The following is a 17,062-nucleotide window of genomic DNA, read 5'->3' on the forward strand; positions in this document are numbered from 1 at the left end:
GGGCGGCCGGGGGGGGGGCCCCCCGGGCCCCCCGGTCCGTCGTCTGCCTGCTCCGGCAGGGCTCTGCCTGCTACGGCAGGTAGTACGTCGGGTTCGGTAGCTTCACGGACCGGTCGGCGGAACCGCCGATCAGGTCGCTGTACTGGTCACCGACGTTCGCGACGATGTCGTAGCTGCCACCGGCTCGCGACTCGATGAACGCGCGGGTCTGCGACTTGTACTCGATCGTCGTGCACTTGGCCGTCGCGCAGTGCACGTACGACGGCTGCTGCGAGGTACCGGTGCCGGTCCACTTCGTGAAGTAGGTGCGGTGTCCGTCCTGTTCAGCGGCGAACTGGGGGAAGCCCACCCTGTGCAGGTTGTCGATCGTGGCGGTCTGCTGCGCCTCGTTGCGTCCGGTGAGACCGATGACCGTGCAGCCGGAGCGCTCGGCGACGGACACCAGGTTCGTCATCGAGGGCGTGGCCGGGAACCGCTCGTCCTGCACCCAGACGTCCTGCTCGGCCGGGTCGAACACGAAGTGCATGTCCGCGACCTCCATGTCGTAGGTCCAGAGGGTCGTGTCGTCGGCGTCCAGGACGATCGCCGGGTTGCGGTGGCGACGGTCGGCCGCGGTGCACGCGGCGGCGACCTGGGGGATCTGGCGCGCGACGATCGACCGCATCTCGCGGATGTACGGGCTGTCCGTCTTGTTCGCGATGCCGGTACCGGGGTCGCCGGAGTACGTGGCGATCGTCGCCTTGACCGAGTCGATGTTCGGGATGCCCTCGCCGCCCTGCGTGCGGCCGGACGAACCGTCGGCAGCCATGCGGAAGCGCGTCTGTGGGGCGAGCTTCGGCTCACGGACACCCGGCAGGTCGGCCGAAGGGAGGTAGTAGGTCGGGTTCGGCAGCTTCAGGGTCGCGTCGGCGAACCCGCCCTGCAGGTCGGACCACTGGTCGCCGACGTTCAGCGTGATGTCGTAGCCCAGGTCCTGCTCGATGTGCTTGCGGGTGAGGGCCTTGTACTCGACCGTCGTGCACTTCGCCGTCGCACACGTGACGTAGCTCGGCTGCTGCGATGCACCCTTGCCGGTCCACTTCGTGAAGAAGTGGTCGTCGGTGAAGCCCGAGTACCCGACCTTCGCCAGGTTGGCGAGCGTCGCGGCCTTCTGGTCGTCGTTCCGACCGGTCAGCCCGAACACGGTGAAGCCGACCTTCTGCGCGGCGGCGACGAAGCCCACCATCGACGGGGTCGCCGGGAAGCGCTGGTCCTGCACCCAGACGTCCTGCTCGGCCGGGTCGAACACGAAGTGCATGTCGGCGACCTCCATGTCGTAGGTCTCGAGCGTGGTGTCGTCGGTGTCGAGGACGATCGCCGGCTTCTCGTGACGCCGGACCGCGCGGTCGTAGGTCTTCTGCAGGGAGCGGGTCTGCTTCGCGATGATCGAGCGCATCTCGCGGATGTACGGGCTGTCCGTCTTGTCCGCGACACCCGTGCCGGGGTCGCCGTAGTACGCCGCGATCGTCTTCTTCACGGAGTCGATGTTCGGGATGCCCTCGCCGCCCTCGGTCTTCCCCGACGAGCCGTCCGGCGCCATCGTGAAGTGTGTACGGGGCGTCAGGTGTCGGTCGGCGCGGCTGGTCGCACTGCTGCTGCTGCTGCTCGTCGTGGTGGGTGCGGTCGTGGTGGCGTTCGCCGCCGTGCCGCTGAGCAGGGCGACGGCGAGCGCGGCCGCGGTGACGGCGGCGACCGCGGCGGAACGGCGCGCGGGGGAGGGGAGGGTCATGCGGGTCCTTCGGTCCGGGACTGCCCCCGACCGGGGGCCACGGCTGACGCTAGCTGGGAGAGTGCCGTGCGTCCAGAGTCTGTTGCCGACTGCACCAGCGGGAGCGTTCTGCGGCTCCCGCTAGAGTGGTCGAGCCGGCCTCTGTAGCTCAATGGAAGAGCAGTTCCGTCCTAAGGAAAGGGTTGGGGGTTCGAGTCCCTCCAGGGGCACTTCCGGTGGTTCGTCCCGTTCCGTCCTCAGGAAAGGGTTGGGGGTTCGAGTCCCTCCAGGGGCACTGTCGACGTGGCGGGCCCGCGGGTGCACACTTGCTGCACCCGGACGAGGAGGCCCCCGTGTTCCAACCCGCCAGCGCCTACAGCGGATTCAGCGTGGACGACGTCGACGCTGCCGTGGCCTTCTACGCCGGCGTCCTCGGGATCGACGTCCGTGTCCTCGTCGCCGGCCAGATGATGCAGCTCCTGCTGCCCGGCTCCGACGTCCCCGTCCTGGTCTACGGCAAACCGGACCACACTCCGGCGACGTTCACGGTGCTGAACTTCGTCGTGGACGACATCGACACCGCGCTCGACGACCTGGCCGCTCTCGGTGTCCACCCGACCGACGGCGGACAGTGGGCGGACGAGCGGCAGGTCCTCCGCGGCCGGTCCCGTGCCATGGGGCCGGACATCGCCTGGTTCGCGGACCCCGCCGGCAACGTCTTCTCCGTGCAACAGCAGTGACCACGTACCCGTCGCCAGCGTCCTGATCCGATCCGAGCAGGTGCCGAGAACCCGTGCGCATGACGGTGGTGCGGGCGGATACTGGGGGAGTGCGAGAACTCCAAGCCGCCATCGCCGCGGACCTCAACGTCCAGCCGACCATCGACCCCGAGCAGGAGGTCGCCCGGCGCGTGGGCTTCCTGCGCGACTACCTGCTGACCACCGGCGCGAAGGGCTACGTCCTCGCCGTCAGTGGCGGGCAGGACTCCACCCTGGCCGGTCGCCTCACGCAGCTCGCGATCGAGTCGCTCCGCGCCGAGGGCCACGCGGCCGAGTTCACCACCGTGCGGATGCCGTACCGCGTGCAGGCCGACGAGGACGACGCGCAGCTCGCGCTGCAGTTCATCGCCGCCGACCCGGGCATCGTCGTCAACATCGAGCACGGGGTCGACGGGGTCGTCCAGGACACCGCGGACGCCGGGGTGCCGCTGAGCGACTTCGTCAAGGGCAACGTCAAGGCCCGGATGCGGATGGTCGCGCAGTACGCCGTGGCCGGGCAGCGCGGGTACCTGGTCGTCGGCACGGACCACGCGGCCGAGGCGGTGACCGGCTTCTTCACGAAGTACGGTGACGGCGGTGTCGACCTCACGCCGCTGACCGGCCTGACGAAGAGCCAGGGGCGCCAGCTGCTCGAGCACCTCGGCGCACCGGCCCGCCTGTACGAGAAGGCGCCGACCGCGGACCTGCTCGACGACCTGCCCGGCCAGACGGACGAGGCGAACCTCGGCCTCACCTACGCCGAACTCGACGCCTACCTGCAGGGCCACGACGTCCCGGTCGAGGTCGCCGAGGCGATCGAGGCCCGCTACCGCGCGACGGAGCACAAGCGCCAGGTGCCCGCGACGCCGTTCGACGAGTGGTGGCACGCGACGGCGTGACCGTCGGCTGACCGACAGACGGGAGGCTCTCCACCGGTCCGGTGGGGAGCCTCCCGTCTGTCGGTGGGTCAGGTTGGCGGGACGGTCAGGCCTGGTCGCGGTCGTCGCGACGGTCACGGTCGGAGTCCGGGTGCCCAGCGTCCTGACGCCCATCGTCCGGTCGGCTGCCGTCCTGGCCCTGGGCGCCCTCGCTGGCGAGACGCTCCTGCCAGACGATGCTGCGGGCCGCGCCCTCGAGGACGTCCTCAACCGGGTGCCCGGTCTGGGCCGCCAGCGCACCGCTGAGGCCCGCCGTCAGGGTCCCGCCGGCCTGCGCGAGGCGTTCGACGACCTCTTCCTGGCGCGGGGTGAGCGGCACGTCGACCAGCTCGTCGACAGCGTCGCGGATGTTCGCCTCGCTCGCGTCCAGCGCCTGCTCGTCACCGGACTGCAGCGCCGAGGCCTCGCCGACCACGACCAGCCCGAGTCGCGCTGCGTCCTGCTCCGGGCGACGGGTGTCGTTCTCGTCAGTCATGACGTGGACGGTACGCGCCGCGTGCTGCGCGGCGTCCGGACGACGGGGGACGTGCTGGCGAACAGACGACGGGAGGCCCGGTACCAGCTGGTACCGGGCCTCCCGTCGTGACGTTCCGTGCGTCAGCGGCGGGCGCCGCGACCCGCGAAGCGCGTGTAGAGGAACAGCACGATGACGGCGCCGATGATCGAGCCGATGATGCCGGCCGGCTGGAAGAAGCCGTCCGTCGGGTCGTGCTGGAAGATGAGGAAGCCGAGCAGGCCACCCACGAACGAGCCGACGATGCCGAGGACGATGGTCATCAGGATCGACATGTTCTGCTTGCCGGGGATGATCAGTCGGGCGAGGGCACCGGCGATGAGGCCGATGACGATGAGGCTGATGATGAGGCCGAGTACGCCCATGGTGTTCTCCTTGTTCCGCGGCCGGTCCGAGGCTGCGGCGGATCACCGAGCTCAGGGCCGGAGCCCGATTGAACACCGGATCGACTCAGCGTGTCATCAGGAACGGTCGCTACCCGCCAGGACGGAGCCGCGGAGGGTGCTCAGACCGCGCCCGAGGACTCCAGCTCGCCCTGCAGTTCGGCGTCGGACGGCTCGACGAAGTGCTTGCCGTTCGGCAGCACGACGACGGGGATGTTCTTCCGGCCGCTGATCGCCTCGGCCCGGTCCGCTGCCGACAGGTCGGCCTCGACGTCGACGTACTGGTAGTCCACGCCCAGGCGGTCGAGCAGCGCCTTGGAACGACGGCAGTCGCGGCACCAGTCCGCGCCGAACATGGTCACCTTGTCGAACGTCTCGTCAGTCATGTCGGTCACTACGTCCGCCGCGCCTTCCGTATTCCCGGTGACCGGGTCCGTGTGCGCGGGAGCACGATGGCCCCATGACGCTCGAGACCGAGGCGCGGGGCAGCGCCCACCCGCACCACCGGCACGGCTGGTGGTGGAAGACCCTGCTCGGCGGGTTCCTGCTCTGGGTCGTGACGATCATCGTGACGATCGCCACCCAGAACACGAACCTGGTGCCGACGATCATCCTGATCGGCAGCTTCCTGGTCCCCTTCACGGTCGTGCTGTTCGTCATCGAGCGGGTCACCGGCACGATCAGCACCATGCAGCTCGTCACCGCGTTCTTCGTGGGCGGGGTGCTCGGTGTCCTCGGGGCGTCACTGCTCGAGTCCGACCTCCGACCGGGAGCCGGGCTGTACCTACTCGTCGGCTTCGTCGAGGAACTCGTCAAGGGGGTGCTGCTCGTCGTGGTCGGGTGGCGGGTCCGGCCGAAGACCGCGCGGCAGGGGGCGCTCCTCGGGGCGACCGTCGGCGCCGGGTTCTCGGCGTTCGAGTCCGCCGGGTACGCCTTCAACGCCGCGATCACCACCCGCGGCATCGACCTGTCCTCGCTGCTGCAGACCGAGGTCGCGCGCGCCGTGCTGTCCCCGGTCGGCCACGTGCTCTGGACGGCGATCCTCGGGTCCGTGCTGTTCGGCGTGGCACATGGGCGACCGAGGTTCCGGTGGGCGTGGCAGATCCTGGTCGCCTACGTCGTCGTCGCGGTGCTGCACGGGCTGTGGGACTCGAACTCGACCATCTCGACCCTGCTGGCGTTCGTCCTGACGGGGACGCCGTTCTCGGCGGCGCAGGACGGGTACGTGCCGTCGTCCCTCGCCGGCGTCGTCACGTCGTTGTACGTCGCCGGGCTCGCGGTCGTGTCCGTGATCGGCGTGGCCGTCCTGGTCGGTGTGCTCCTGCACTACCGGCGGCGGGCGCGACGGCTCGACGCGGGACAGCGTGCGCAGCTGGGCGCCTGGGCCGGGTCGCCGCCGCCGCACCCGCTCCGCTGAGGCGGTCCGGAGCGCCCTACGATGGGCGCATGCCGCGCGCCGACCCGACAGCCCGCGTCGACCCGGCCGTGCTGGCCTGGGCCTCCGCCGCCGTGCGGCACACCGCCCGGGTGACGAACATGCTGATCGCCGCCCGGCGCTTCCGCATCGTCGGCGGCGACGCCCGAGATGCGGCAGTCCTCCACGACCTGCTCGCGGGACTCGGTGCCCGGCCGGCCGAGGACCCGGCCGCCGATCCAGCCGCTGTCGACCAGCTCTGGTGCCTCGGCACGCCGGAGGAGTCCGTCCTCGCGGTCGAGCAGGCCACCGCCGACCGCCCGCGCGGGTCCACGCTGCTCGTGGTCGACGCCGGCCGCCACGTCCCCGCCGTCGACGAGGACGCGTTCGGTCCGACGACGCTCGCCCGACCCGGGGTGCTCGGTGTGCCGACGACGTCCGACGACGTGTTCCTCGTCTCCACCGGCCGTTCCGCCGAGGACGACCCCGCCGCCCAGGCCCGCATCCGCTGGGCCCGACGATCGATGCCGGTCGCCCGCGCGGTCGCCGACGAGCTCCGGCAGGGCAGTCTGCTGCGCGGCACCCGCATCGGCGTCGGCCTGTTCCTGGAGCCGAAGACCGCGGTGCTCGCCCTGCTGCTGCAGGACGCCGGTGCCGAGGTCGTCGTCTACGCCCACGCCGACGAGACCGACGACGCCGTCGCGGACGTGCTCCGCCGCACGGGCATCCCGGTGCACGCGAGCAGCACGGCGACCGTGCCGGAACAGCGCGACCTGGCGCTCGCGATGCTCGACACCCGGCCGCACGTCCTCATCGACGACGGCTCGCACGTCATCCGGCTCGTGCACCAGGACCGCCCGGACCTGCTGCCGACGATGCTCGGGGCCGCCGAGGAGACCACGAGCGGTCTCCGCCCGCTGCGGGTCATGGCGTCGCGCGGGCAGCTCGGGATCCCGGTGGTCGCCGTCAACGACGCCCGCACCAAGACGTTCTTCGACAACCGGTACGGCACCGGGCAGTCGACCGTGTTCGCCGCGCTGGACCTGCTCGACGGCCTCGACGACCCCTCGGCGGTGCTCCGGCTGGGAGGCTCGGCCGTCGTCGCCGGGTTCGGTCACGTCGGCGAGGGGGTCGCCCTGGTGCTCCGCGCGCTCGGGTTCCGGGTCACCGTCGCGGACCCCGACCCCGTCCGGGCGCTGCAGGCCCTGTTCGCCGGGTACACCGTCGCCCCGCTCACCGAGGCCGTCCGGACCGCCGACCTGGTGATGAGCGCCTCCGGGGTGCCGGACACGATCAGCCTCGCCGTGCTGCGGGCCTGCGCTGCCGGAACGGTCGTCGCGGTCGCCGGCGGGGTCGACCAGGAGGTCGCCGTCGACGACGCGCTCGCCGCCGGAGCGGTCCGCACGACGATCGGACGGAAGGTCGAACGCGTGAGCATCCCGGACGGTCCCGACGTGCTCCTGCTCGACGGCGGGGGCTGCATCAACATCACCGCTGCCGAGGGCAACCCGATCGAGATCATGGACCTGTCCTTCGCGGCGCAGCTCGGGGCGGTGCGGATGCTCGTCGAGCGCGGGGACGAGCTCGAGCGTGCCGTCGTGCCGATCGACCCCGAGGTGGACGCGGTGACCGCCCGCGCGGCGCTCGCCGCGTTCGGGACGGTGGTCGGGCCTCCCGGCCGTCCGGCTGACACGACCTGGCCAGCTGCGCAGCCCGCGGACCGGGAACCGGACGTCCGAACGCGACGGTTCGGGGAACCGGCGTGAGCGCGGACATGCCGACCGTCCACTCGGCCACGACCGTGCACTCGGCGCGGGTCGTCGTGCCGATGACCGCGCCCCCGATCGCCGACGGTGCCGTGGCCGTGCGCGACGGGCGGATCCTGCACGTCGGTGAACGCTCGTGGGTGGTGGACCAGCTCGACGGCACCCCGTTCACCGAGCGACGGTGGCGTGGCGCGCTGTTGCCCGGTCTGGTCAACGCACACTCGCACCTGCAGTACACCGGCATGGCCAGTGTCGGGCAGGGCCAGTACGACGGGTTCGAGGACTGGGCGTCGGCGTTCAACACCGTCTACGCCGAACCGCACGACTGGCGGGCCGAAGCCGCGGCCGGTGCCGTGCAGTCGATCGCGGCCGGGGTGACGAGCATCGCCGACGTCGTCACCGACCTCGACGCGGCGACCGCACTGCAGGACGCCGGCCTCGGTGGGATCGCCTACTGGGAGGTGATGGACTGGGAGAACGCCGCCTGGCAGCAGCACGGACGCGACCAGGTCCTCGACGAACTCGCCCGCATCCCGACCACCCCCGGCGCTGGGCTCTCACCGCACGCGCCGTACTCGCTCGACGTGGCACCGCTGCTCGAACTGCCCGACATCGTGCGGCAGCGGGGACTGCGCCTGCACCTGCACCTCGGCGAAGCGGCGTTCGAGGGGGAGCGCACCGCCGTCGAGCCGATCCCCGGGCTGGAGGGCGTCGCCGGCGTCGGCCACGGTGCGGACTGGCACCTGGCGAACGTGCCGTCCTTCCGGGCGATGCGCGCCCTCGGGTTCGGCGCGAGCGCGACGTCGTTCGTCGACCGGCTCGGCGTCCTCGGACCGGACTGCCACATCGCGCACGGCGTCTACATGACCGCCGCCGACCGGGCACTGCTCCGGGCTCGCGGCACCGCGGTCGCGCTCTGCCCACGGTCGAACGCCGTCATCGGACTCGACCCGCCACCCGTCGCGGACTACCTGCGGGAGGGCAGCCCGATCGCCGTCGGCACCGACTCCCTGTCGTCGTCGCCGTCGCTCGACCCGATGGCCGACGTCACCGCACTGCACCGGATCGCCCGCGCGCAGGGCTACACCGGTCGCGACCTGCACGAACGACTGCTCGCCGCGGCGACGCTCGGCGGGGCGCACGCGATGGGTCTCGCCGTCGGCCCCGACCGCATCGGACACCTGGCCGTGGGCGCCCGCGCCGACCTCGCCGTGTTCGACGTCGACTCGCGGACCGTGCCCGACGCGCTCGCCGAACTCGTCGAGGACGGCGGCGGACGTGCTGCGGCGACCGTGATCCGCGGGGTCGTCCGGACCGCCGACGCAGCCCGGACGGTGCCCGGCACCGCCAGTGCGGCACCCACGACCACATCTCCCGTCACCCCCAGCAAGGAGCCCCGATGACCGACACCGCACCCCGACCCGGCATGGCCGCACGCCGGACCGTCACCGGCGACCTCGTCGAGTGGCTCGACGTCCCGTCCCGCGCCCGTGCCCTCGGCATGGAGCCGCACCCCGAGGGCGGGTGGTACGTCCGGACCTGGACCTCCCCGGCCACCGTGCAGACGCCCGCGGGGGAGCGTCCCGCCGCGACGCTCATCCACTTCCTGCTGCCCCCGGGCGAGTCCTCGGCCTGGCACCGGGTCACGAGCGACGAGATCTGGATGTGGCACGGACCCGACACCGTCGAGCTCGAACTCGGCGGGTCGGGCGACCAGCCGGAGCCCGGAGCGCGGATCACCCTCGGGCCGGACGCCGGTCGCGACCGGGTCAACGACGCGCAGGCGTTCGTCCGCGGCGGTGTCTGGCAGCGGACGATCCCGCACGAGGGCGAGGTGCTCCTCAGCTGCCTGGTGTCGCCCGGGTTCTCGTTCGAGGACTTCACCCTCGCCGACTGAACCGGCGCGCGGACGGCACCGGTCGTCGCGTCGCGTCATCCGCTTCGCGCTGGTATCCCACATCGAAGTACACTTCGACCTGCCCTGTTCCCCTCTGACGAAGGCCAGACCGTGACCCGACCCCTCCGCCTGACCATCGCCCTCGCCACGGCCCTCGTCGCCGCGACCGCCCTCGCCGGCTGCTCGTCCGGTGGTGGTGACAACGCCGCCGGCACCGTGACCGACGGCAAACTCACGATCGCCACCGGCCAGCCCGCGTACTCACCCTGGGTCGAGGACGACGAGCCGCAGTCCGGCAAGGGCTTCGAGGCTGCTCTGGCCTACGCCGTCGCGAAGGAGATGGGCTACGGCAAGGGCGACGTGGTCTGGAAGCGCAGCACCTTCGACAGCGCCATCGCGCCGGGTGCGAAGGACTGGGACCTCAACCTGCAGCAGTTCTCGATCAACGCCAAGCGCAAGAAGGCCGTGGACATGTCGTCCGCGTACTACACGACCACGCAGGCGGTCGTGACGAAGAAGGCGTCCGCCGCCGCCGATGACACCACCGTCGCCGCACTGAAGAAGGACACGATCGGCGTCGCGGCCGGCTCGACGAGCATCCAGAGCGTCAAGGACGTGCTCGGTGTCACCCCGCAGGTCTTCAACTCCAACGACGACGCCGTCCTCGCGCTGCAGTCGGGCCAGATCGACGCCATCGTCACCGACCTGCCGACCGCCTTCTACATCTCGGCCTCGCAGGTGAAGGGCGGCACGGTGTCGGCGCAGTTCCCGGCCGACGGTACCGGCGACCAGTTCGGCATCGTCCTGCCGAAGGACTCGAAGCTCACGCCGAAGGTCGACGCGGCACTCAAGTCCCTCGAGGGCGACGGCACCCTGCAGGACCTGCAGACGAAGTGGCTGTCCTCCGAGACGAACACCCCGGTCCTGAAGTGACGCGGGCATGACGACGCCCGCAGGGGCCGGCACGCCGCTGGTCACGCCGGCACCGAGCCAGGTCGAACGCGAACGCCAGCTCTACCGTCGGCAGCGCGGACGCCGGTCCGTCACCGTCTCCGTCGTCTCGACCCTGGTGGTCGTGGTGCTGGCCTGGATCGGCATCGTCAACACCCCCGGGTGGGCGGCCGTCCAGCAGTCGTTCTTCGACCCGCAGGTCGCCTGGGACACGCTGCCGGACATCCTGCTCGGCCTCTGGCTGAACGTCCGGATCCTGTTCGCCGCGAGCATCGGCGTCGCCGTGCTCGGCACCCTGCTCGCCGTCGTCCGAGGCCTCCGCAACCCGGTCTTCTTCCCCCTGCGGATGCTGGCGACCGGCTACACGGACCTGTTCCGCGGCCTGCCGCTCATCATCGTGCTGTACCTGGTCGGCTTCGGCCTGCCCGGTCTCGGCGTCTTCCCGCGGCTGGCGCCCGAGTTCTGGGGGACGATCGCGATCGTGCTGACGTACTCGTCCTACGTCGCCGAGGTGCTCCGGGCCGGGATGGAGGCCGTGCACCCGTCCCAGCGTCTGGCCGCCCGGTCGCTCGGCCTGTCCCACGCACAGACGCTGCGGTTGGTCGTGCTGCCGCAGGCGATCCGCAAGGTCACGCCGGCGCTCATGAACGACTTCGTCTCCATGCAGAAGGACGTCGGGCTGGTCTCGATCCTCGGTGCCGTCGACGCGGTCCGCAGCGCCCAGATCGCCCAGGCGGAGCAGACGAACTTCACGCCGTACCTGGTGGCGGGCCTGCTCTTCGTGCTCATCAGCCTGCCGTTGATCCGGGTCACCGACGCGATCGCCCGGAAGCAGCAGCAGCGCGAACAGATCGGAGGCGCGGTGTGACCGACACGACCGCTCCCGTCCTCGAACTGCGCGGCCTGCGCAAGTCGTTCGGCGACCAGGAGGTCCTGCGTGGCATCGACCTGGCCGTGCACCGCCACGAGGTCATCTGCGTCATCGGGGCCTCCGGCTCCGGCAAGTCGACGCTGCTGAAGACCGTGAACCTGCTCGAGGGGATCGACGACGGTCAGGTGCTGCTGCAGGGCGAGGACGTCTCGGACCCCCGTGTCGACGTGGACGCCACACGCGCCCGGATCGGCGTCGTCTTCCAGCAGTTCAACCTGTTCCCGCACATGAGCGTCCTGGACAACGTGACGCTGGCCTCGCGGAAGGTGCACCGCGCCTCCCGTCCGGAGGCCGAGGCGAACGCGCGCCGGCTGCTCGACCGGATCGGACTCGGTGACTTCGCCGCGGCGTTCCCGGACCGGCTGTCCGGCGGGCAGCAGCAGCGCGTCGCGATCGTGCGCGCCATCGCGTCGGACCCGGAGCTGCTCCTGCTCGACGAGGTGACGAGCGCACTCGACCCGCAGCTCGTGGGTGAGGTCCTCGACCTGGTGACCGAACTCAAGCAGCAGGGGTCGACGATCCTCATGACGACGCACGAGATGCACTTCGCGCGGAACGTCGCCGACCGGATCGTGTTCCTGCACCGTGGCGAGGTCGTCGAGCAGGGCGCTCCCGCCGCGGTGCTCGACGACCCGCAGCACCCGGCTCTCCGCGCGTTCCTGGCACGCGTGCACGCTGCCTGAGCGCGCCTGCGCACGGAGCGAGCGCTCGTCCGTTCGGCGTGAGCGCCTGACGTACCGGTGGTGGGCGGGCCCGACGCACCGGTGGTGGGCGGGCCTGCCCCGTCCCCGGCCGAGTGCGCTCGATGTCGACGGAGCGCAGTCGACCGGGGACGGACTGGTCAGACGGTGACGGGGAACTGCAGCACGGTCTTGCTGTCGACCGTCACGGTCAGGACCGTCGTGCCGGAGCCGATCCCACGGGCGAAGAACGTCTTCTCCCCGTCGACGACACCGCCGGCGAGCCCGCGCCGGTCGTCACGGATGACGACGCTGGTCGGGTGGGCGCCCGGCGTGGTCCGGAGCGTGATGGCGGCGTAGCCACCCATCAGGGGCGAGGTGCGGATCGAGCTGACGGCGACCGGTGCGGACGCTTCCCGCTCGACGCTGCGCGCGGGGAGCGGAGGTGCGTACGACTCGAGGGTGACGGGTGCCGACGACACCGTGCCCCATCGGTTGGCCACGGTCGCGGTGATCTGGTGGTTGCCGGGGCCGAGGCCACGGACCTGGCAGTCGTCGCGCTCGAAGTCGGCAGCGCTGACCGTGCAGAGCTCGGTGCCGTCCTCGTCGGTGATGCGCAGGTCACCCGGTTCGGCGTGCACGCGGACCGGGAAGTCGTGCTGGTCGACCTGGAACACGAACTCCCCGATGACCCCTTCGACCACCGGGCGGTTGTCGACCAGCTGGACGGAGGGGGTCGGGATGATCGCGTTGGACGCCGATGCGGGCGTGGCGCTGAGGACGGCTCCGGTCACCGCGGCGGCGGTGAGCGCCGATGCGAGGAGACGGGTGCGGAGGGTGCGAGGGGACATGGTGCTCCTTCAGGGAGGGGTCGGACCCGCCCATCGTGGAGCGGCGACCTGGCGAAATCTCGCATGTGATGTCCTCAGATGGCCAGCAGCAGTTTCCCGATGACGTCACCGGAGGCGAGCCGGCGGTGCGCCTCCGCTGCGTCCGCGATCGGCACCACGGCATCGATCACCGGACGCACCCGTCCGTCCTCGACGAACGGCCAGACGTCCCGCCGGACGGCCGCGACGATCTCGGCCTTCTCGGCAGCGGGACGAGCCCGGAGCGTCGTCCCGCTCACGGTCGCCCGCTTCCGCATGAGCTGGCCGATCGGCAGGGTCGCATCCGCGCCGGCACCCGCGGCGATGATCGCCAGGTGCCCGTTCGGTGCGAGGACCTCGAGGTTCCGGTGCAGGTACGACGGGCCCACGACGTCGAGGACCACGTCCACGCCGACGCCGTCCGTGAAGGCCAGCGCACGCTCGACGAAGTCCTCGTCCCGGTGGTCGATCACCAGGTCCGCGCCGAGCTCCCGGGAGGCCCGGACCTTCCGCTCGCCGCCCGAGGTCGCGATCACCCGCGCACCGAGTGCCTTCGCCCAGAGCACCGCATGCGACCCCATCCCACCGGTCCCGCCGTGCACGAGCAGGGTCTGGCCCGGTCGGAGTCCGGCGAGCATCCCGATGTTCGAGTACACCGTGCAGGCCGCCTCGGGCAGCCCGGCGGCCGCCACCAGGTCCAGGTCGTCCGGCACCGGCAGCAGCTGCGCCTGCGGGACCACGGCGAGCGAGGCGTACCCGCCGCCGCTGAGCAGCGCACACACCCGGTCGCCGACCGCCCAGTCCGTGACGCCGGTGCCGAGGGCGCGGACGGTGCCGGACACCTCGAGCCCGAGGACGTCCGAGGCTCCGGGCGGCGGCGGGTAGTTCCCCTGACGCTGCTGCAGGTCGGCGTTGTTCACGCCGGCGGCGGCGACCTCGACGAGGACCTCGCCGTCGCCGGGGACCGGGTCAGGCAGGTCGCCGAGGGTCAGGACGTCGACGTCGCCGGGTTGGGAGAAGGTGATGGCACGCATCCCTCGACCGTACGCGCCCGCTGACCGCGGTCGGACCGTGAAGCCAGTCGGCCGGTTGCCCAGTCGCCCGGTCGCCCGGAGGCAGCCGTCGGTACTGTCGGTCGCGAACGTGTCCGATCAGGGACACGTCGCGAACTCACGGGGGATCCCATGTCCACGAAGCACCTCACCGTCCTCGCCACCGCCGCACTCGCCGCGGTCCTGCTCACCGGCTGTTCCGCGGGTGGCGGCACGACGGGGACGGGCTCGGCGTCGCAGGGGGCGACGACGGGTGCGAACTCGAGCGGGTCGTCGAGCGCGCCGACGGAGGCCGCCGAGGCGTCCGGCACGCAGTCCAAGGCCGACGCCTGCCAGGCCTTCGAGAGCAAGGTCCGCTCCGCCGCCGAGGGCCTGCAGTCCCAGGCCGCGAAGCTGCAGTCCGACCCGGCCGCCGCGGTCGCGAAGCTCAAGGAGCTCGACTCGAGCATCGACGACGGCGTCGCCGCGGTGACGAACACCGAGGTCAAGGGCAAGGCCGAGGCGTTCCAGAGCGCCTACGGCGACATGGTGACCCGCCTCGAGGCGATCACCAAGGACCCGAAGTCCGCCGACCTGTCCGCGTTCCAGTCGTCCGCCACCGCGGTCCAGACCGCCGGCACCGACTTCGACAAGACCTGCGCGTCCTGACACGCGACCTGCGTCGCTGAACGCACCACGGGCCTCCCGGCTGTCCGGCCGGGAGGCCCGTGGTGCGTCGTGCCGTCGGCCGGCTACTCCGCCTGGTCCGGTCGTGACGCGTCGAGCCGGTCGACCTCTTCGGGCCGCAGCTTGACGGTCGCCGCCGTGACGGAGTCGAGGATCGACTGCGGGCGGGACGCTCCCGGGATCGGGACGACGACGTCGCTCTTCGCGAGCTCCCACGCCAGGGCGATGACCTGCGGGGTGACGTCGCGCTCCCGGGCGAGGAAGGCGAACTCCTCGGCCGTGGTGCCGAGGTCCGCCGCGCCGCCGATGCCACCGAGGGGGCTCCACGGCAGGAACGCGATGCCCATCTCGTCGCAGAGCTCGAGTTCCGGCTCACTCGAGCGGAACACCGGCGAGAACCGGTTCTGCACCGAGGCGAGACGACCGCCGAGGACCTCGTTGGCCTCCCGGATCTGGTCGACGGTGGCGTTCGAGATGCCGGCCATCCGGATGACGCCCTCGTCGAGCAGCTCGGCGAGTGCCCCGACCGAGTCCGCGTACGGCACGGCCGGGTCCGGGCGGTGGAACTGGTAGAGCCCGATCGCGTCCACGCCGAGGCGCTTCGCGGAGGCCTTCGCCGCCTCCTTGAGGTACGCCGGGTCGCCGTTCTGGGCCCACGCGCCGGCCTCGGGGCGGAGGTGCCCGCCCTTGGTCGCGATGAGGACCGCAGAGGTGTCGCCCGAGTACTCCCGGACGGCCTTCGCGATGAGCTCCTCGTTGTGCCCGACCTCGTCGTGTGCGGCCAGGTGGTACGCGTCGGCGGTGTCGATGAGGGTGACGCCGGCCTCGAGGGCGGCGTGGATGGTGGCGACGGAGCGCCGTTCGTCCGGCCGCCCCTCGATGGACATCGGCATGCCGCCGAGTCCGATGGCGCTGACGGACGTGTCTCCGATGACTCGTTGCTTCATGCGCCCAGCATGCGCCCGGGGGTCGGCCCGGCGTCCAGGGGAGGACCGGTCAGGTGGTGGGCAGCTGCGCGGTCGCGACGGCGGCGCCCCGGCCGACGCCCTGGTCGTCGAGGGTGTGCACGAAGAGCACGGTGCCCCAGGTGACGGCCGCGACGGCCAGGACGAAGCCGATGCCGGCGATCCACCACGACGTCCGCCGGCGGATCCAGGCCCGCACCGCGAACACCAGCGTCACGACGCCGACCACGAAGGCCCCGCCGACGGCCAGGACGGCACCGCCGACGAGCCCGCCCGCACTGCAGGACGCACCCGCGCCGCAGGACGTCGCCGCGGACGCGACCGCGATGACGGCCGCGACGGCCGCGACGGCGGTGAGGACGGCGCCCGCCACGAGCAGCAGGACGGTGGACACCCGGTCCGCGATCCTGCCGGGCGGGAACAGCGAGGTCGCCCCCTGCTCCCACGCGGCGCGCTCGGCGTCGGTGGCGCGCTGGGCGCCCGGGCCCCACGGCTGTGCGGTGCCGTCGTGCTGCGTGCGGTGGTGTTCGGGTCCGGATCCGGGGACGTTCGACCAGGTCATGGGACCGTCCTACCGGGGCTCCACGCCGAACGCCCGGGCGAGGCGCTGGATCTTCTGCGCACGACCCAGGCGCGGCAGGTCCGAACCGTCGCGGATGACGCGCCCGCGGGCTTCGAAGTCGTCCAGGAAGTCCTGCGCCCAGGCGACGTCGGTCGGCGTGGGGGAGATGACCTCGTTGATCACGGGCAGCTGCTCGGTGTCCAGGCAGAGCTTGCCGGTGAGGCCGAGCGACACCGCGACCTGCGACTGCTCGCGGAGGATGGGGTGCGAGGAGCCCACGGTCGGGCCGTCGATCGGGCCGGGCAGGTCACCGACGCGGGACGCCACGACCAGTCGGGAGCGGGGGTACGCCATCGCCAGGGTGTCCGCACTCGTGCCGGTGTCGCGGCGGTAGTCGCCGCTGCCGAACGCCAGGCGGAACGCACCCTGTGCCTTCGCGATGCTCGTGGCGTCCTCGATGCCGACCGCGGACTCGACCAGGGCGATCACCGGCGTGTGGCCGCCGAGACGGTGCCAGGTGTCGGTGACCTGGGCGGGGCTCTCGGTCTTCGCGAGCATCACGCCCTGCAGGCCCGGCAGGCCGCGCAGTTCCTCGAGGTCGTCCTCCCAGAAGTCCGTCGTGACGTCGTTGACCCGCACCCAGGCCTCGCCGGAACCGGCCAGCCAGGCGGCGACGGTGGAGCGGGCGGCGGGCTTCGCAGCCGGGTCGACGGCGTCCTCGATGTCCAGGATCACCTGGTCGGCGCGGGACCGGGTGGCACCGTCGAAGCGGTCCTCGGCGGTGCCGGCGACCAGCAGCCACGAGCGCGAGATCTCGGCGGGGACCGATCGACGCCGGGAGACGGCAGGGGCGGACGGAGCGGTTCGGTCGTCGATGGCCATGCACCGTTGGTACCACACCCGCGCGTCCGGCCGCGGTGTGGCGGGCGGGGCGACCGGGCGAAAACCCGGAACCGCGCGCTCATTGCC

Annotated in this window: 19 protein-coding genes and 1 tRNA gene; 11 read left to right on the plus strand and 9 right to left on the minus strand. The window is 71.9% G+C overall.

Annotated features, from left to right (window positions below; all coding sequences use genetic code 11):
• Nucleotides 1-70: 70 nt before the first annotated feature.
• Nucleotides 71-1,768 carry an HAD family acid phosphatase gene (locus QCD68_RS08840; protein WP_301222751.1) on the minus strand — a complete coding sequence of 566 codons (1,698 nt, stop codon included), beginning with the start codon at nt 1,766-1,768 and terminating at the stop codon, nt 71-73.
• Between the two features lie 137 nt (nt 1,769-1,905).
• Between QCD68_RS08840 and QCD68_RS08845 the strand changes: the two genes are divergently transcribed.
• The 3 genes from QCD68_RS08845 (at nt 1,906) to nadE (ending at nt 3,404) form a co-directional block, all read left to right on the plus strand.
• A tRNA-Arg gene (locus QCD68_RS08845) sits at nt 1,906-1,977 on the plus strand.
• A 123-nt stretch (nt 1,978-2,100) separates the two neighbouring features.
• Entirely contained in the window at nt 2,101-2,487 is a 387-nt protein-coding gene (locus QCD68_RS08850) for a VOC family protein (protein WP_290156734.1), read from the plus strand.
• An 89-nt stretch (nt 2,488-2,576) separates the two neighbouring features.
• Nucleotides 2,577-3,404 (plus strand): ammonia-dependent NAD(+) synthetase, encoded by an 828-nt coding sequence (gene nadE, locus QCD68_RS08855; RefSeq protein WP_111073763.1) that lies wholly within the window; start codon nt 2,577-2,579, stop codon nt 3,402-3,404.
• Nucleotides 3,405-3,489: 85 nt separating this feature from the next.
• On the opposite strand, the gene QCD68_RS08860 is transcribed toward nadE, so the two are convergent.
• The 3 genes from QCD68_RS08860 to QCD68_RS08870 form a co-directional block, all read right to left on the minus strand.
• The gene (locus QCD68_RS08860) at nt 3,490-3,918 is read right to left on the minus strand and encodes a hypothetical protein (RefSeq protein ID WP_111073762.1); all 429 of its coding nucleotides are present in this window, start codon (nt 3,916-3,918) and stop codon (nt 3,490-3,492) included.
• Between the two features lie 122 nt (nt 3,919-4,040).
• A complete protein-coding gene (locus QCD68_RS08865; protein WP_111073761.1) occupies nt 4,041-4,322 on the minus strand; it encodes a GlsB/YeaQ/YmgE family stress response membrane protein in 282 nt (93 codons plus the stop codon).
• Nucleotides 4,323-4,462: 140 nt separating this feature from the next.
• Nucleotides 4,463-4,726, minus strand: a complete 264-nt coding sequence (locus QCD68_RS08870; protein ID WP_301222752.1) for a glutaredoxin family protein — start codon at nt 4,724-4,726, stop codon at nt 4,463-4,465.
• Nucleotides 4,727-4,800: 74 nt separating this feature from the next.
• On the opposite strand from QCD68_RS08870, the gene QCD68_RS08875 reads away from it, so the two are divergent.
• From QCD68_RS08875 to QCD68_RS08905, 7 genes are all read left to right on the plus strand, one after another.
• Nucleotides 4,801-5,757, plus strand: a complete 957-nt coding sequence (locus QCD68_RS08875; RefSeq protein WP_301222753.1) for a PrsW family glutamic-type intramembrane protease — start codon at nt 4,801-4,803, stop codon at nt 5,755-5,757.
• Nucleotides 5,758-5,786: 29 nt separating this feature from the next.
• Nucleotides 5,787-7,520 (plus strand): adenosylhomocysteinase, encoded by a 1,734-nt coding sequence (locus QCD68_RS08880; RefSeq protein ID WP_301222754.1) that lies wholly within the window; start codon nt 5,787-5,789, stop codon nt 7,518-7,520.
• Nucleotides 7,517-8,923, plus strand: coding sequence for an amidohydrolase family protein (locus QCD68_RS08885; RefSeq protein ID WP_441005176.1), 1,407 nt, complete (start codon nt 7,517-7,519; stop codon nt 8,921-8,923). Before QCD68_RS08880 ends, QCD68_RS08885 begins: the two co-directional genes overlap by 4 nt.
• Nucleotides 8,920-9,417 carry a cupin domain-containing protein gene (locus QCD68_RS08890; RefSeq protein WP_301222755.1) on the plus strand — a complete coding sequence of 166 codons (498 nt, stop codon included), beginning with the start codon at nt 8,920-8,922 and terminating at the stop codon, nt 9,415-9,417. Before QCD68_RS08885 ends, QCD68_RS08890 begins: the two co-directional genes overlap by 4 nt.
• Before the next feature lie 111 nt (nt 9,418-9,528).
• On the plus strand, nt 9,529-10,350 hold the full coding sequence (locus QCD68_RS08895; RefSeq protein ID WP_301222756.1) for an ABC transporter substrate-binding protein: 822 nt from the start codon (nt 9,529-9,531) through the stop codon (nt 10,348-10,350).
• Between the two features lie 7 nt (nt 10,351-10,357).
• Nucleotides 10,358-11,236 (plus strand): amino acid ABC transporter permease, encoded by an 879-nt coding sequence (locus QCD68_RS08900; protein WP_301222757.1) that lies wholly within the window; start codon nt 10,358-10,360, stop codon nt 11,234-11,236.
• Complete coding sequence (locus QCD68_RS08905) at nt 11,233-11,982, plus strand: amino acid ABC transporter ATP-binding protein (RefSeq protein ID WP_111073756.1); 750 nt, start codon at nt 11,233-11,235, stop codon at nt 11,980-11,982. Before QCD68_RS08900 ends, QCD68_RS08905 begins: the two co-directional genes overlap by 4 nt.
• A 158-nt stretch (nt 11,983-12,140) precedes the next feature.
• Here the strand turns inward: QCD68_RS08905 and QCD68_RS08910 are convergent, their stop codons facing one another.
• Both QCD68_RS08910 and QCD68_RS08915 read right to left on the minus strand, forming a co-directional pair.
• On the minus strand, nt 12,141-12,830 hold the full coding sequence (locus QCD68_RS08910; protein WP_301222758.1) for a hypothetical protein: 690 nt from the start codon (nt 12,828-12,830) through the stop codon (nt 12,141-12,143).
• 74 nt (nt 12,831-12,904) lie between these two features.
• Entirely contained in the window at nt 12,905-13,882 is a 978-nt protein-coding gene (locus QCD68_RS08915; RefSeq protein ID WP_301222759.1) for an NAD(P)H-quinone oxidoreductase, read from the minus strand.
• A gap of 150 nt (nt 13,883-14,032) precedes the next feature.
• Between QCD68_RS08915 and QCD68_RS08920 the strand changes: the two genes are divergently transcribed.
• Nucleotides 14,033-14,548, plus strand: coding sequence for a hypothetical protein (locus QCD68_RS08920; RefSeq protein ID WP_301222760.1), 516 nt, complete (start codon nt 14,033-14,035; stop codon nt 14,546-14,548).
• Nucleotides 14,549-14,631: 83 nt separating this feature from the next.
• Here the strand turns inward: QCD68_RS08920 and QCD68_RS08925 are convergent, their stop codons facing one another.
• From QCD68_RS08925 to QCD68_RS08935, 3 genes are read right to left on the minus strand one after another with little or no spacing between them, the layout of a single operon-like run.
• Complete coding sequence (locus tag QCD68_RS08925; RefSeq protein ID WP_221850483.1) at nt 14,632-15,513, minus strand: aldo/keto reductase; 882 nt, start codon at nt 15,511-15,513, stop codon at nt 14,632-14,634.
• Nucleotides 15,514-15,562: 49 nt separating this feature from the next.
• A complete protein-coding gene (locus QCD68_RS08930; protein ID WP_301222761.1) occupies nt 15,563-16,093 on the minus strand; it encodes a DUF6264 family protein in 531 nt (176 codons plus the stop codon).
• 9 nt (nt 16,094-16,102) lie between these two features.
• Nucleotides 16,103-16,975, minus strand: coding sequence for an HpcH/HpaI aldolase/citrate lyase family protein (locus tag QCD68_RS08935; protein ID WP_181439137.1), 873 nt, complete (start codon nt 16,973-16,975; stop codon nt 16,103-16,105).
• Nucleotides 16,976-17,062 lie beyond the last annotated feature (87 nt).

The sequence above is a fragment of the Curtobacterium sp. PsM8 genome (genome assembly GCF_030433875.1).
GTDB lineage: Bacteria > Actinomycetota > Actinomycetes > Actinomycetales > Microbacteriaceae > Curtobacterium.

Coding starts and splice junctions, on each gene's coding strand:
- QCD68_RS08840 (WP_301222751.1), bottom strand. CDS start 1,768: ATGACCCTCCCCTCCCCCGCGCGCCGTTCCGCCGCGGTCGCCGCCGTC.
- QCD68_RS08860 (WP_111073762.1), bottom strand. CDS start 3,918: ATGACTGACGAGAACGACACCCGTCGCCCGGAGCAGGACGCAGCGCGA.
- QCD68_RS08865 (WP_111073761.1), bottom strand. CDS start 4,322: ATGGGCGTACTCGGCCTCATCATCAGCCTCATCGTCATCGGCCTCATC.
- QCD68_RS08870 (WP_301222752.1), bottom strand. CDS start 4,726: ATGACTGACGAGACGTTCGACAAGGTGACCATGTTCGGCGCGGACTGG.
- QCD68_RS08875 (WP_301222753.1), top strand. CDS start 4,801: ATGACGCTCGAGACCGAGGCGCGGGGCAGCGCCCACCCGCACCACCGG.
- QCD68_RS08880 (WP_301222754.1), top strand. CDS start 5,787: ATGCCGCGCGCCGACCCGACAGCCCGCGTCGACCCGGCCGTGCTGGCC.
- QCD68_RS08890 (WP_301222755.1), top strand. CDS start 8,920: ATGACCGACACCGCACCCCGACCCGGCATGGCCGCACGCCGGACCGTC.
- QCD68_RS08900 (WP_301222757.1), top strand. CDS start 10,358: ATGACGACGCCCGCAGGGGCCGGCACGCCGCTGGTCACGCCGGCACCG.
- QCD68_RS08910 (WP_301222758.1), bottom strand. CDS start 12,830: ATGTCCCCTCGCACCCTCCGCACCCGTCTCCTCGCATCGGCGCTCACC.
- QCD68_RS08915 (WP_301222759.1), bottom strand. CDS start 13,882: ATGCGTGCCATCACCTTCTCCCAACCCGGCGACGTCGACGTCCTGACC.
- QCD68_RS08920 (WP_301222760.1), top strand. CDS start 14,033: ATGTCCACGAAGCACCTCACCGTCCTCGCCACCGCCGCACTCGCCGCG.
- QCD68_RS08925 (WP_221850483.1), bottom strand. CDS start 15,513: ATGAAGCAACGAGTCATCGGAGACACGTCCGTCAGCGCCATCGGACTC.
- QCD68_RS08930 (WP_301222761.1), bottom strand. CDS start 16,093: ATGACCTGGTCGAACGTCCCCGGATCCGGACCCGAACACCACCGCACG.
- QCD68_RS08935 (WP_181439137.1), bottom strand. CDS start 16,975: ATGGCCATCGACGACCGAACCGCTCCGTCCGCCCCTGCCGTCTCCCGG.